Raw genomic sequence first — 13,632 nt, forward strand, 5'->3', positions numbered from 1 at the left:
GAAAAGGCAGGACTCACAGATGACAGAGACATCAACCGCGAGCGTGGCGCGCGAGGCTCGCATACCGGCATTCCCGAGCCTTCACGCGCGCGTGGATGCAGCGAGGCACGCGCATAACCCATTGCTCGAGGCAGCGCGTCCGCTGTTGCAGGCGTTGGCCGACATGCCCGCGGTAATGGAGGGCAACGCGGTCGTGCAACTGCATGACTGGCTCGAATACGAAGTACGGATGTTCTCAAGCGTCTGTTCCGAACTGCAGCTTCGGGCAGACCAGGTGCAGATCGCGCGGTATTGCCTATGCTCGGCGCTCGATGAAGCCGCGATACAGACTGCGTGGGGCAATGGAGTGGCAACCAGTGTCGAATGGAGCGCGGAGTCTTGCCGTCGCCTCTGGACAGGATCGCCAGGGCGCCGACCGCGTCTATCGCTTCATTGAGGAGGCCATGTGCAATCCGTACGAGAATCTCTACCTGTTCGGCGTGATCCAGAACATTCTCGATCTGGGTTTCAAAGGACGCTATCGCTTCGAAACGGATGGACAGAACAAGCTGATGAGTATTCGCCGGCGGGTTCATCACGTCGTCGTGACGGGCGGATCGAACGAGCCCTGGCATCTTCCGTACCGCGCCTCACAGGAGCGCGGCGATGTCCTCGGACAGCCTGCCAGCGTGCCGGCCACGGGCCCGCTGCCTCCGTGGCAGGTCGACCCGTGGGTCAGGCCTGCGGCGCCGCGCGAGAGACGCTCGTGGCTCGCCGTCGCGCTGTTGTGCGCCGTGGTTCTCGGTGCGACCGGCTATGCCGCGTACGAGCGCTTGCTCGCGGACAGGCGCGCAGCACAAAGCACACTGCCGATCGACGTGCTGGCGCACGACCTCAGTGAACACCTGGGAAGTGAAATCGCCGCCGGCGCGCTGAGCCTCGACGAAAATGCTCAGCACACTGCGCTGACGCTGCGCTTTAGCGACATGTTTCCGCCCGGCGAGTCAGCGGTCAACGCGTGGATGAAGCCGTTGATTGCTGCCGTCGGCCAGCAGATCGCAGGTATGACGGGGAAAGCGCAGGTCACGGGCTACACGGACAGTCTGCCTGTTGGCAGGTCCACGCTGGCATCCAACGCGGCACTCTCTGAAGAGCGGGCGAAACAGGTGATGCAGATACTTGTCGCAGCGGGCGTCCCGGCCGGGCGCGTATCTATCGTCGGGAAAGGTGATGCAAACCCTGTCGCAGGTAACGAAACACCCGAAGGACGAACGAAGAACCGTCGCGTTGAGATCAACGTTTCACAATAAATAAACGCCTCGCGTTCGCCACCGGCGCACAAGCTCGCGCGTTGGCTGATGGCGGTTCGCTGCACGGTTATTGACACGGGCGGCCGCCTTGACGAAGAGCTGCCTTCGATGCAATTAACCCCATCGACGAACTCGTCCCCCGGGTCGTCGCCGATCAGTTTCGTACCGCGGTCTGAAGATCACGATCTCCCATTCAGGACGTTTTCTGCGGCACGTTACTCATGCAGCGTTTAATACGGTTCCCGAATAAATAACCATGACTATGCCGGTATGACTCTGCTGTCGACCTGTTAAAGATGGCAGCTACCAACGAACGGGCTTCCAGCTAAATTGATAAAAAAATTGATGTCGCCATTCACCTGAATGCGACTCAAACGAAAGGAGACCGTCATTCATCGAGTGGGCCGCCCGGTCACGCGCAGTTCTTCCTATTCGGCGAGCGAGCCTCTTCGTCATGTGCAATTCCGTCGTCAGCCGAACGGACTCCTTGGTCAAGTGCAGTTCCCTTTATCCTAGAGGCATACATGGCAACCCCGTCAAATTTTGTCGATCTGCAAGCCGGTTTCTATAACGCGCTGGCTCAAGGGCTCGGCTATAGCAATCAGGATCCGTTCCAGGTTATTCAACCGTCGCCGCCGCTCACAGGAGGCGACGACTCCGACGCGCTGCTCTGGGCGTATCTGAACAATATGCCGGTCGCGTCATTGACCCAGAACACCCAGTTCACCGGCGGGAATCAGTATCTCGCCGACTATCAAGGGGTCATGTCCGCGCTGCAGTCCGCGCCGAATAACTTCCAGTCGACCATCGGCCCAACGTGCTGGGACGCCTACCAGACGGCGCTTAAAGACAAGGACGTCAAAACCGGTGCCGTCGCGTTTCGTAACTGGGCGCTTTACTGCGATCCGTGTTCCGCCGTCGCAACGTCAGGCGCATCTGCGCTGGCCGCTGCCATGCTCGATCCGATTTTTGCAGCGCAGATGAACGTAACGCCGTACAAGCCAGCGGGCACGGAAGCCGTCACGTTCTCGCCAGGCTACGCGAAGATGCTCGCGTTGCTAAAGAAGGCTCCAAGCCGTTCGTTTGAAGTGAGCGCAAGCAACTGGAAGACCGACGTTTCGAAGACGTGGACTCAAGGCTCTACTACAGGCTTTTTCGGCTTGTGGGGCGGCAGCAGTTCGTCATCTTCGATCAGCGAAAAGTTTGCGTCGGGCGGCGTGTCAGTCAAAGCCTCATTCGACAACGTGCTGCCGTTCAACGCCACGCCGGGCGACTGGTACAGTTCCGCCGCGTTTGGCATGGCATTCAACAATCCGGACAAGGCGCCATGGACGCCAAAGAACCCGATCACGTGGGACACGACCTTCGGCAACAACGGCAACATGCAACGGTTTGCGTCGAGCCTGCTGATTGCCAACCACATGAACATCTCAGTCGTTTCGGCGGCGCAGTATAGCCAGGATGAGCAAACCCAGATACAGAGTAATCAGGGCAACGGCCTGTGGCCATTCTATTGCTCCGGCAACTCTGGCGGTTCCAGCACGAATGCCGCATTCGACAAGGACGGTCGCATGACGGTGACCATTACGAGTAAAGCCAACGTTCCCGTCGTGATTGGCTGCATTGTGCTGGCGGCTAGCCAGTACCTCGGACATGAAGTGCAGGCATCGAAGATTTTAACCGGGCAGTTCTACAACTAGCAGTAGCTATTGGCCGTCTCACGGTCTCGACATGCTTGCCGTGTTAACTATGGCAGGCATGTCGTACCGCGCCGCGCGGATGCTTGTGTGTTTTCTGCGCTCATTCCGATCAGGCAAGGGGAACCATCATGACGTCGTTTGTCGATCTGCAACAGCAATTTGCCAAAGCCGAGTTTGCTGCGATTGGCATCGATTCCGGTGCGGGGCAGGTGTTTCAGCCGACCGCGCCACTGACTGGGGACGATAGCGTTTTGTGGTCGTACCTCGACGTTATTCCCGCAGCGCCACCAATCTTCTCGCCCGCAGGAGGCGCAAGCGGCGAGACTTTCTTTCAGGCGTACTCGGCTTTGATCAATTCGTTGATCGCCGGGACCAATCCGCTCGATCCGATCAAGGCTGCAAAGCAGCATCTGAGTACGTGGGGAGACAATCCTGCGACCTGGAGTGTCGGGCTTGCCGGTCTGATCCGCCAGCTCCATTCAGCATCGTCGATCAGTTTTGGCTTTTCCAGCGATGCAGTCGCCGACCCCGCATTCTGGGGCTTGTGGGGCAATAGCGAACCGGCATCTGGACCGAGTGCGTCGTTCGCCAAAGGCAACGTGTCGGGCCAGTTCAAGTTCAAGAACGCGCTGTTGTTTGCACCGACGCCGTCGGACTGGTACGTACCGTCCGCGCTTTCGCTCGCGCATGCGACGAAGACAGGACATCCGTGGAATCCCGACTCACCGATCAACTGGCAGACGACGTTCGGTCCGAACGGAAACATGCAGGCGTTCGTCGGCGGTCTTTACGTTGCGTCTGGCCTGAGTATTCAATACACGTCGACCACCGCATTCAGTAAAGCCGATCAACGCCTGATCAGTGAGGCCGTGACCCAGGGGATGTGGCCGTACTATCTCGGCATCAGTAACGCTTTGACCAAAGTGCAGTTCAACCCCCAAGGCCAGATGACGGTTACCGTCACGAGCGTGCCGAATCTGCCGGTTGTTATCGCCGCATCGGTGTTGTCTGCGAAGCAGTATTTGGGGGGATGACTGCTCTATCAAGCGATGGCATCGCTTGCCAGTGTCAGCGTGCGGCCGGCAATTTCCGGGCGCGGCGTCGCAGATAAAGGTTATTGAACACGAGTGCCATGCCGGTCATACATGCGCCGACTATTTGCGCGCGCCCAGGCACAACACCAGTAAAGGAAGATACAGCGAACGTAGTTACCGGCAATACGTCCATGAACAACACTCCGTTGAGCGGTGTAAGTATTCGATTGCCAAGATTCCAGAACAGAATCGCAACGAAGCCAGCAATCGGGCCCATATATGACAGATGCGGCGCGATCGCCCATAGCTGCGCGGCCGTAGGCACGGGCACCACATGCAGCGCGAACAGCAGCGCGTTGAGACCGAGGATTGTCGTGAGTCCCAGCCACGTCGTCAGCGTCGTGTATTTCAGCGGGGACCAGCTCTTGAAGTGTGATGCGCTGAAGGTATAAATAACCCAGCAGAAGGCGCCGACAAGAATCAGAGCATTGGCTGAATAGTGTTGCGGCTCGCGCAGCACGCCTGCCATGTTTCCCTTCGTGACAACAAGCGAGACACCTGCAAACGACATCAGAATGAATAGAAACGAAAGGACGGGCGGTATGCTTTTGCGGACGATCGAATTCAGAAGTAACCCCATCATCGGCTGGGTCGCCATCATGATCGATGCGGTAAGCGCACCCTCTGGTCCCGCCAGTTGCTGACCAAGAAACACGAACGAGCCAAAACCGCAGAAGCCGACTGAGCCCAGAATCCACGCAAGGGCAATCGACTCTCCGGTCGACCGCAAACCGCGCCGCCCTTCCTTGAGCAGAAGCAGAGAAAGAAATGCCGTGCCCGCAATCAAGTATCGCAGTGACGTGAACGTGAATGGATCGATGTGTGTGAGCGCATCTGTCATGACGGGGAACATGATGCCCATCAGCACCGTTGCGGCCACACAGAACAGCACGCCCTTTCCATATGCACCGTGGTTGGAACGGACGCTCTGTGCATCTGGAGCAGGTTCGCAAGCAGGTGATCCTGACGAAAGTCCGACCGGTGAATTCATGACTGATCGTTCCACAAATAGAGAAAAAATTTTAGATCAATGCCCGCATCGTCATGTCGACGACCGGGACAAGATCCTTCTCTTCAAAACTCAGTTTGCCAAGAACACGGAACCCTTGAATAACGCACAACAGAAAGGTTGTGACGGCCTGCTCATCGAGTGTCGAATTGAATTCGCCCGCTTGCTGGCCTCGAATGACGGCAGCAGCGAGATAAGCCGCAATACGCCGCAAGGCCGCTTCAATATGCGGACGCAATGCTTCGTCCGCTGGCAGCAGTTCGATGGCAGCGTTCGTAATGAAGCAACCGTGACGTCGCGATAGACTGGACGAGACTTTCGTGTAGTGCAGCAACGCCTGACGCAGCCCCTCGTACGGTGACCTTTTCTTTTCCAGCCTCTCTTTCAGGCGTGCGATAGCGCCTTCTGCGTACTGATCGAAAGCGGCAACAAGCAAGCCATGTTTGTCGCCGAACGCGCTGTAGAGACTCGCTCGAAAGAGGCCCGTAGATTTGCAAAGAGCCTCAATAGACGTAGCGTAGTAGCCCTGCTCCCAAAAGACCCGGCCCGCAGCTCGGGTCACCTCGTCAATATCGAACTCACGAGGCCGCCCACGTTCAGATAACGCGGATGATGGATGGGGTGATGTAGAAGCTCGTCTCATGATGTGCAGATATTAAGACTGATCGTTCCACAAATCAAGCGGGTTTCGCTCAGCTCCTGCAAGACTGAACTGTAGACGGCGGGACCTGGATAACTCGTCAATATTTCGAGCCCGGTGCCCGCTTGGATGGCGGCGGACGATCCCTTGTGGGTCGACTGGCACCGGAGGTCAATGAATCGACGGATTGCGGTCTAAGCTTCGGCGTCAAGCCGAACGCAGCGACAAGAAACGGTTCATACTTTTAATTCGTCACGATGCTCAACGGGTGATTGATTAAAATGAACTCACCCGTTGCAGTCCATTCGCCATTGCTTCTCTCCAGTCGCGCCACTACGTCCTTATGTCGAGAATGACCGCCAATGCAATGAGCCGCCGCCACCTGCTAACGCTGATCGGCAAGAACCTCGGCGCGGCCGCCATGATGCAAGGCATGGGTACACTTGGGTTCGCCGCGACCTCGACCTACGCCGGACCAGTCAGACTCGATGGCGCACCCAAAGGAGCGCGAATTCTCGTGCTCGGCGCGGGCATGGCTGGCCTCGTCGCGGCCTTTGAGTTGCGCAATGCGGGCTACCACGTGCAGGTGCTCGAGTACAACGACCGGGCGGGGGGCCGGGCGTGGACTGTCAGGGGCGGCGATCGTTATACCGAGCTCGGCGGTGCCACCCAGCACTGCGACTTCGCCGACGGGCTTTATCTGAACCCGGGGCCGTGGCGCATTCCGTATCACCACTACGGCGTGCTCGACTATGCCAAGCGCCTGAAGGTGCCGCTTGAACCGTTCATTCAGGTCAATTACAACGCGTACCTGCATTCAACGGACGCTTTCGGCGGCAAGCCACAACGATTCCGGGCGGTGCAGGCCGACTATCAAGGCTATGTCGCCGAGTTGCTTTCCAAAGCAATCCACAAAGACGCACTCGATGATGCGTTGTCAGCCGAAGATGCCCATCTGCTGCTTGAATCGCTGCGTCAATGGGGTGCGCTCGGTCGGGATGGTCGCTATCAGATGGGCCACCGAAGCAGCGAGCGTCGCGGGTTCGCAACCGCACACGGTGGCGGGCTGATGCCCGCGGCCGTGCCGTCGGATCTGCTTCCGCGCGACCCTTTGCTTGCATCGCGTTTATGGCAATGGCTTTCCTCTGGAAACGAACTGGATTTCCAGAGCACCCTCTTTCAGCCAGTCGGCGGCATGGACAGGATTGCCCATGCGCTTTATTCGCAGATCGCGGACGCTGTAGTGTTCAACGCCAGAGTGACGGCCGTCTCGCAGGACGAACAAGGTGTCGCAGTGCGCTATACCGACACGACCACTCGGGCCGAACGGATCGCGCATGCGGATTGGCTGGTGTGCACCATTCCGCTCTCGATTCTGAGTCAGATCGACATGACGGTCGGCCCGGCCATGCGCGCCGCGATCGACGCGGTGCCCTACGAGACATCGGTGAAAATCGGGCTGCAATTCGGCCGCCGATTCTGGGAAGAAGACGAGCAGATTTACGGCGGCATCACGCATACCGACCTGCCGATCTCGACGATCGGCTATCCGGCAACAGGTTACGGATCGACCGGCCCAGCGGTCCTGCTCGGTGCGTACATGTGGGGGCCCGCCTGCTATGAGATGGGTGCGCTACCCCCGCCAGAACGAATCGCGGTCGCGTTGAGCCAGGGCGGCCAGATTCATTCGCAGTATGCGCGGGAGTACCAGAACGGCTTCGCGATGAGCTGGAGCCGATCACCGTTCACGAATGGTTGCTTCGCCGCATGGACCGACGAGTTGAGAAAAGCGCATTACGCCGATCTCTGTCAGATCGACGGACGGATCGTCCTCGCCGGAGAGCACGCTTCCCATATTCCGGCATGGCAGGAGGGCGCAGTGCTGTCGTCACTCGACGCGATCACCCGATTGCATCGGAGAATCGTCAATGGATAAGCCGACGCAGATCTTCAGCGTGCTGCTGTTAGTCTTCCCGATGGGAGCCGCGATGATGCCGGCACTGGCCATCGCCCAGGACACATCGCACACTTTCACGATTTCGCCGGACTACCGCTTCACCGAAATAAGCGGCGAAGCGCTTTACAACGCTACCTGCGCGGGATGCCATATGCCGGATGGAAAAGGCGCACAGGGCGCGGGTCACTACCCTGCACTCGCTGATAACCCCGCCGTCGAAGCAGCCCCTTATGTCATCATCAACGTACTGCATGGTCGAAAGGGAATGCCCTCGTTTGGCGACGCAATGAATGACGATCAGGTCGCTGCTGTCGTCAACTATACGAGAACTCATTTCGGCAATCGGTTTGCTGGAAGTGTTACGCCAGACGACGTGAGAAGTTTGCGCTGAGTTTACGTGACATGACTATTGCGCGATTGGGGCGTGAGTCCGGCTTGTCAGTAATGGAAATTGCGTGGCCGCTGCCCGAGTGACGTTCTGTCGGCAGAATCGGGTTGTAGCCGCACGAGGCGGACAGTCTCATCGCTGCTTGCGGGCGAACGGCGATATGAAAGGTTGTCATGTGACGGACCGATTCCCGGCTTCGCATGACAGTCGCGCAAAACTATCTGCTTGTCCATTTCACAAGATCCTCACGAATGTGAGGTAGTCTCGGCAAACGCAGTCTACGGCTGGATTTCGATGGTACGACAAACGGTTTAATAACCCGATGGAGGGTACTCACTGTGACTACGAATATTGGCGGCACGCTTTATGTCCTGCAGGCACGTCCACCGGCGATCATCGCGCTGTCACCAGACGGATCACACGAGGTCGTTCTCGCGAATCTGACGCGCACGCCCGATGGCATCAAAGTCGATCCTGAAACCCAGGTGGTCTACTGGACCAACATGGGAACCGGCATCCACCTGATCGACACCGACCCGGCTTCCGGCGCGATTCCTCCGAACGACGGCACGATCGAAAGCGCGAAACTCGATGGCAGCGAGCATCGTGTACTGGTGCCTTCCGGCATGGCGGGCACGCCGAAGGAACTGACGCTGGATAAGGAAAGCGGCCATCTGTATTGGTGCGATCGTGAAGGCATGCGGGTCATGCGCGCGAGACTGGACGGAACGGAGGTAACGGAACTGGTCCGCACCGGCAATTTCCCCGACGATACGGCCGACGCCACCCGCCATTGTGTCGGCATCGTGTTGGATAAGGCCAATGGGCATGTCTATTGGACACAAAAAGGTCCGCCGGATGCTGGCGAGGGTCGTATCTTCAGGGCGGGAATCGATCTGCCTGCCGGTGCGACGCCGGATCGACGGCCGGATGTCGAGTGTTTGCTGGCCGGGTTGCCCGAGCCCATCGACCTCGATCTCGATCACCGCGACGGCGTGCTTTACTGGACAGACCGTGGCGACGATACGCATGACGGCAATACACTCAATCGCGCAAGAATCACGGCCTCGGGACTTGTCGATCGGGAGGTGCTTGCCCGTGATCTGAAAGAGGGAATTGGCGTGTCTCTGGATCCTGAAGGACGCCGCGCGTTTGTGACCGATCTGGGTGGCAACGTTCGCGAACTGGACATCGACACGATGCACGAGTCGCATTTCACCACTGTGGCTCATCTGGGGCCATTGACCGGTATCGATTACGCCGATATTTAGGCTGGTTGTGCTGAGACTGCCTGGGAGGGGTCCGGGTGGTCTCGGGCTGTGGGTGGGGTGAATGTTGCTCGCAGCCCTGTTTAGGTTCGAAAGGTAGCTGTCAGCGTTGGATAACTGCGAGCGGCTTTTTGCGCCAAATACCGTCCATCGGTGTTTCGCACAGGTATTTAGCACGGTCAAAAGTGGTAGCTGCCTCGTCGGCAAAGTCGGCCTTATCACAGGCGCCGTTGTCGAAATGGCGACCTGGGGTTAGGCGACACCGCTTAACCGCTTCGTTAAACGCCGGTTGCTACGCACTGCGACTGGGACTCCTGGCGGTTTTCGCGCTTGACACCCTGGTTCGCGTCGACGCAAATTGACGCGAAGTTCCAGCATCTATCGGTAAGGCCCCAAGCATCGCAATCGATGACCAAGATTCGCGCGCGAGTCGCAGCTTTTGCTATCCCTCAGCAAATACGGCAAGCCCGTCCGTTCACCCTGCTCCACTCAATGCTTCCCGATTCGGATACGCGGCGAATACCGACAAAAATTTTTCTCCAACAGTTGTCGATCTAATGCCTCACCGATCGTCGTCGCTTTGAAGACCCACCCGGCGACGAGCCTAGGATTTGCTGTTTCGCCACGCCCCAGCCGCCATCGAAGGCCGATTCAGGAGAAAACACCATGAACCAACCCGACAATCCGATCTTGCAGGTTCTGGACGCCTACAAAGCTGCTGTATTTGCAAAAGACGTCGACTCATTCGTCGCTCTCTACGATCAGGACGTGCTCGCCTTCGATATGTGGGGTGTCTGGTCATACAACGGCATGGCGGCCTGGCGGAAAATGACGGCCGGGTGGTTCGGCTCGCTGGGGACCGAGCGCGTTATCGTGGACTTCAGCAATGCGCAAACCGTCGTCGCGGCGGATCTCGCCGTGGTTCATGCGTTTGTAACCTATACCGCCATTTCTGCCGATGGCGCGACTCTGCGCTCACTCGACAACCGTCTGACCGCAACGCTTAGACAGAAGGGCGATCAGTGGAAGATTACCCACCAACATACTTCGTCGCCGATCGCCCCCGATACAACGAAGGTCATTTTTAAGCGTGAATAGCGCGTGGGTATCTCGCCACTGTCAATCCGAACGCCCATTGATGCCTATAGCAACATCCAGACAACCTGTAACCGCCTCTCTCCCGTCGAGAATAGCCATGAAACCATTGCTTGCCGGCAAATGTCTTTGCGGAGCCGTCCAGTACACGGTGAGTGACGAATTTGTCTATGCGCAAAACTGTCACTGCTCAAACTGTCGACGCGCAACCGGCTCAGCGTTCAAACCATTCGCGGTGATCGAGCGTGACAAGTTATGCGTGACTCAAGGCAAAGACAGCTTGTTGATTTTCGGCGACGAAAAGAACTCGCACAATGTGCTTTGCAAGATTTGCGGGAGTCTTCTATTTTCAGTAGTTCGCAATGGAGAGTTTGTGCACGTCACGTTGGGAACGCTCGACGACACACCCACCGTTCGCCCCAGCGCACATATTTTCGTCGGGTCTAAAGCGCCGTGGCATTCCATCACTGACGAGTTGCCGCAGTACGACGAATTTGGTTGTTGAGATCACTCGGCTCGCGCCGGCTGACATTCCGCCTGATACCAGAGATCGACCTGACGCTGGGCCGCATGCAGATCTTCCGGATAATGCGGATCGAATCGTATTGAAGGATCGTAGCCCGCGGCTCTGAGCGCCGCCAGTTGGCTCAGGTTTTGCCCGCGAGTAGGAGGCGCGCCATTCCTGATCGCGGTAAGGTCGGCGCATTGTGTCGCGCTCAAATGTGGCGCGCCTTGTGATGTGCCGGCTGCAGAGCAACCGGCTAGTGAGAGCACCAGTGCAGAAAGCGATGGTCCGATCTTCAGAGAGGTCTTCATGACATCTTTCCATCCAGTGATGGCAACGCATTGAGAGGCAGACGCGAATAGTCGTTCAAGAGGTTCTCGCCGTGCAGATAACGACGCGATTGTTTGCTGGGTCGCCTCTTCAATCGTCTGCGAGAAAGTTCGGATGACTCGTACGAATCTGATCAATCTGGTTCAGTGTGCCCGAAAGATGGTTGCGCAGCGCCTCCTGCGCAGCCTCCACATCGCCCTGTTCGATCGCATCGACGATCTTCGTATGATCGCGCACCACGTCCATCGTCTTGCCCTCCACCGGCAGATGCAAACGGCGCAGCCGGTCGATGTGGCCGCTCAATCGCCGCACCAGATCCCAGAGCTGCGGCACGCCCGCCGCCTTGTACATCTGACGATGAAACGCCTGATCGAGCAGTGAGAATTGCTCGTAGTTCTTCAGATCGAGGAGCTCCGCCTGCCCGACAATCGTTTCGCGCAACCGGTTGATCAACGCGGCATCGCGCTGTTCTGTGAGCGTGCGCACGACCTCCAGTTCGATCGAGCGCCGCAGGAAGTGCGCCTGCAACGCGGAGGTCACGTTGATCTGACTGACGACGGTGGCGTGCTGCGGGAAGATGTCGACGAGTCCCTCCTCGCCGAGCTTCATCAGCGCGTCGCGCACGGGCGTCTGGCTGAGCCCGTAGCGGGTCGCCAGATCGGCGCGCGAAAGTACAGTGCCAGGCGCCAGTTCGAGCGACAGGATCATTTCGCGCAATTGTTCGAATACTTGCGGCGCCGCATGGCGGGACCGGTCAAGCCGGGTCGATGACGACCGGGAAGCGTTGATTTTCATGGCTAAAACGGAAGCGTAGGTGCGGGCGGCGTGTGCTGCCGCCGCCCGCTGAGATATTAGTACTATAGCCGACGCCCGAACCGTCCCACGAAGCTGCGCGCGGATTTCCGCTAATTGCGGATGAGTATTTTCCCGACTGACACACTAATACATTAGTGCTTTACAATGCGTCCATCACGTTCCCCTTTTCTCTTTGCTGGTTGCCACCATGACTCGCGACATCACTATCACGCAGGTCCGAATTACTCCGATCGCCTTCCGCGACGGCCCGCTGCTCAATGCCGCCGGCATCCATGAGCCATGGGCGTTGCGCGCCATCGTCGAACTGGAAACGAGCGACGGCCGCGTCGGCATTTCCGAGACTTATGGCGACGAACCGATGCTGCGCGTGCTGGACCAGGCCAAGGCGCTGGTAATCGGCCTGTCGCCGTTCGACCTCAACAAGATGGAAGATCGCGTGCGCTCGTCGATCAAGGCAAGCCCCGGCGCGGTCGAATTCGAACTGGCGCCCGGTTCGCACTCGGCGAAGAACGCGCCGAAAGTCATCAGCACGCTCGAAGTCGCGATGCTCGACCTGCAAGGCCAGATCGTCGGTGCGCCGATTGTCGATCTGCTCGGCGGCAAGGTTCGCGACGCCGTGCCCTATAGCGCCTACCTCTTCTTCAAGTACGCGGAGCACGTCGACAAGCCATACGCGCCCGACGCCTGGGGCGAAGGTTTGAGCGCGCAGCAGATCGTCGCGCAGGCGCGTCGCATGATCGACCTGTACGGCTTTCAAAGCATCAAACTCAAAGGCGGCGTGTTCGAACCGGAGCACGAAATCGCGTGCATGCGCGCACTGTATGAGGCGTTCCCCGGCCTACCGCTACGTCTCGACCCGAACGCCAACTGGACACTAGAAACAAGTATTGCGGCCGCGCCCCAACTCGACGAATTGCTCGAATACTACGAAGACCCGTGCCCGGGACTCGCGGGCATGGCCGAGTTGGCGAAGCACACACGCCTCCCGCTCGCGACCAACATGGTCATCACGACGATGGAAGACTTCCGTCGCGGCGCCGAAATGGGCTCCGTCAAGGTGCTGCTTTCGGATCATCACTACTGGGGCGGTCTGCGCGCCACCCAGACACTCGCGCGTATGTGCAAGCTGTGGGATCTGGGCATGTCCATGCACTCGAACTCACACCTCGGCATCAGCCTGATGGCAATGACGCACGTCGCGGCGAGCATCCCCAACCTGACTTATGCCTGCGATACGCATTACCCGTGGCAGGAGGAAGAAGTCATCAAGGGTGGCCGCGTGAGCTTTGACAACGGTGCGGTGCGCGTGCCGACAAAGCCCGGCCTCGGCGTTGAGCTCGACCACGACCGGCTGCGCGAATTGCACGATCAATACCTGTCGTGCGGCGTGCGCAATCGCGATGACCTGAAGCAGATGCGGAAGTACGACCCGAGCTTCACCGGCAAGAATCCGCGCTTTTGAGCGGCCTCTGAGCGGCTTCTAAGCGGCTTCTAAGCGGAGGCCGACCGCCGTCTGACTGGCGTGCCGCCTCCGCGTGAAT

Annotated in this window: 13 protein-coding genes and 2 pseudogenes; 10 read left to right on the forward strand and 5 right to left on the reverse strand. The window is 58.5% G+C overall.

Annotated features, from left to right (window positions below):
- Window positions 1-175: 175 nt before the first annotated feature.
- Window positions 176-743: pseudogene (icmH, locus tag LMG28727_RS34320) on the forward strand (type IVB secretion system protein IcmH/DotU); the annotation flags it as partial.
- A gap of 258 nt (window positions 744-1,001) precedes the next feature.
- A complete protein-coding gene (locus LMG28727_RS34325) occupies window positions 1,002-1,289 on the forward strand; it encodes an OmpA family protein (protein WP_236592387.1) in 288 nt (95 codons plus the stop codon).
- Between the two features lie 15 nt (window positions 1,290-1,304).
- Here the strand turns inward: LMG28727_RS34325 and LMG28727_RS34945 are convergent.
- Window positions 1,305-1,394, reverse strand: a pseudogene (locus tag LMG28727_RS34945) (IS6 family transposase); the annotation flags it as partial.
- Window positions 1,395-1,813: 419 nt separating this feature from the next.
- On the opposite strand from LMG28727_RS34945, the gene LMG28727_RS26655 reads away from it, so the two are divergent.
- Together LMG28727_RS26655 and LMG28727_RS26660 are read left to right on the forward strand one after the other, a co-directional pair.
- Complete coding sequence (locus LMG28727_RS26655) at window positions 1,814-2,989, forward strand: hypothetical protein (protein ID WP_201645309.1); 1,176 nt, start codon at window positions 1,814-1,816, stop codon at window positions 2,987-2,989.
- A gap of 128 nt (window positions 2,990-3,117) precedes the next feature.
- On the forward strand, window positions 3,118-4,023 hold the full coding sequence (locus LMG28727_RS26660; RefSeq protein WP_201645311.1) for a hypothetical protein: 906 nt from the start codon (window positions 3,118-3,120) through the stop codon (window positions 4,021-4,023).
- Between the two features lie 34 nt (window positions 4,024-4,057).
- On the opposite strand, the gene LMG28727_RS26665 is transcribed toward LMG28727_RS26660, so the two are convergent.
- Both LMG28727_RS26665 and LMG28727_RS26670 read right to left on the reverse strand, forming a co-directional pair.
- Window positions 4,058-5,074, reverse strand: a complete 1,017-nt coding sequence (locus tag LMG28727_RS26665; protein WP_201645313.1) for a DMT family transporter — start codon at window positions 5,072-5,074, stop codon at window positions 4,058-4,060.
- A gap of 31 nt (window positions 5,075-5,105) precedes the next feature.
- Window positions 5,106-5,654 (reverse strand): TetR/AcrR family transcriptional regulator, encoded by a 549-nt coding sequence (locus LMG28727_RS26670; protein WP_407945871.1) that lies wholly within the window; start codon window positions 5,652-5,654, stop codon window positions 5,106-5,108.
- Between the two features lie 445 nt (window positions 5,655-6,099).
- On the opposite strand from LMG28727_RS26670, the gene LMG28727_RS26675 reads away from it, so the two are divergent.
- The 5 genes from LMG28727_RS26675 to LMG28727_RS26695 all read left to right on the forward strand — a co-directional run bounded on the left by LMG28727_RS26675 (window position 6,100) and on the right by LMG28727_RS26695 (window position 10,945).
- Complete coding sequence (locus tag LMG28727_RS26675) at window positions 6,100-7,668, forward strand: NAD(P)/FAD-dependent oxidoreductase (protein ID WP_236592369.1); 1,569 nt, start codon at window positions 6,100-6,102, stop codon at window positions 7,666-7,668.
- Window positions 7,661-8,080 carry a c-type cytochrome gene (locus LMG28727_RS26680; protein ID WP_201645318.1) on the forward strand — a complete coding sequence of 140 codons (420 nt, stop codon included), beginning with the start codon at window positions 7,661-7,663 and terminating at the stop codon, window positions 8,078-8,080. The genes LMG28727_RS26675 and LMG28727_RS26680 overlap by 8 nt, the downstream gene beginning before the upstream one ends.
- Window positions 8,081-8,415: 335 nt before the next feature.
- Entirely contained in the window at window positions 8,416-9,348 is a 933-nt protein-coding gene (locus tag LMG28727_RS26685; protein WP_201645319.1) for an SMP-30/gluconolactonase/LRE family protein, read from the forward strand.
- Between the two features lie 663 nt (window positions 9,349-10,011).
- The gene (locus LMG28727_RS26690) at window positions 10,012-10,443 is read left to right on the forward strand and encodes a YybH family protein (protein WP_201645320.1); all 432 of its coding nucleotides are present in this window, start codon (window positions 10,012-10,014) and stop codon (window positions 10,441-10,443) included.
- 97 nt (window positions 10,444-10,540) lie between these two features.
- Window positions 10,541-10,945: a GFA family protein gene (locus LMG28727_RS26695; RefSeq protein ID WP_201645321.1), complete on the forward strand. Its 405-nt coding sequence runs from the start codon at window positions 10,541-10,543 to the stop codon at window positions 10,943-10,945.
- A gap of 2 nt (window positions 10,946-10,947) precedes the next feature.
- Here LMG28727_RS26695 and LMG28727_RS26700 read toward each other — a convergent pair whose 3' ends face one another.
- Window positions 10,948-11,256 (reverse strand): DUF4148 domain-containing protein, encoded by a 309-nt coding sequence (locus tag LMG28727_RS26700; RefSeq protein ID WP_201645322.1) that lies wholly within the window; start codon window positions 11,254-11,256, stop codon window positions 10,948-10,950.
- Between the two features lie 109 nt (window positions 11,257-11,365).
- The gene (locus LMG28727_RS26705) at window positions 11,366-12,070 is read right to left on the reverse strand and encodes a GntR family transcriptional regulator (RefSeq protein ID WP_201645323.1); all 705 of its coding nucleotides are present in this window, start codon (window positions 12,068-12,070) and stop codon (window positions 11,366-11,368) included.
- Window positions 12,071-12,278: 208 nt separating this feature from the next.
- Between LMG28727_RS26705 and LMG28727_RS26710 the strand changes: the two genes are divergently transcribed.
- Complete coding sequence (locus LMG28727_RS26710; protein WP_201645325.1) at window positions 12,279-13,553, forward strand: glucarate dehydratase family protein; 1,275 nt, start codon at window positions 12,279-12,281, stop codon at window positions 13,551-13,553.
- Window positions 13,554-13,632 lie beyond the last annotated feature (79 nt).

The organism is Paraburkholderia metrosideri, from assembly GCF_904848625.1.
Classification (GTDB): Bacteria; Pseudomonadota; Gammaproteobacteria; order Burkholderiales; family Burkholderiaceae; genus Paraburkholderia; species Paraburkholderia metrosideri.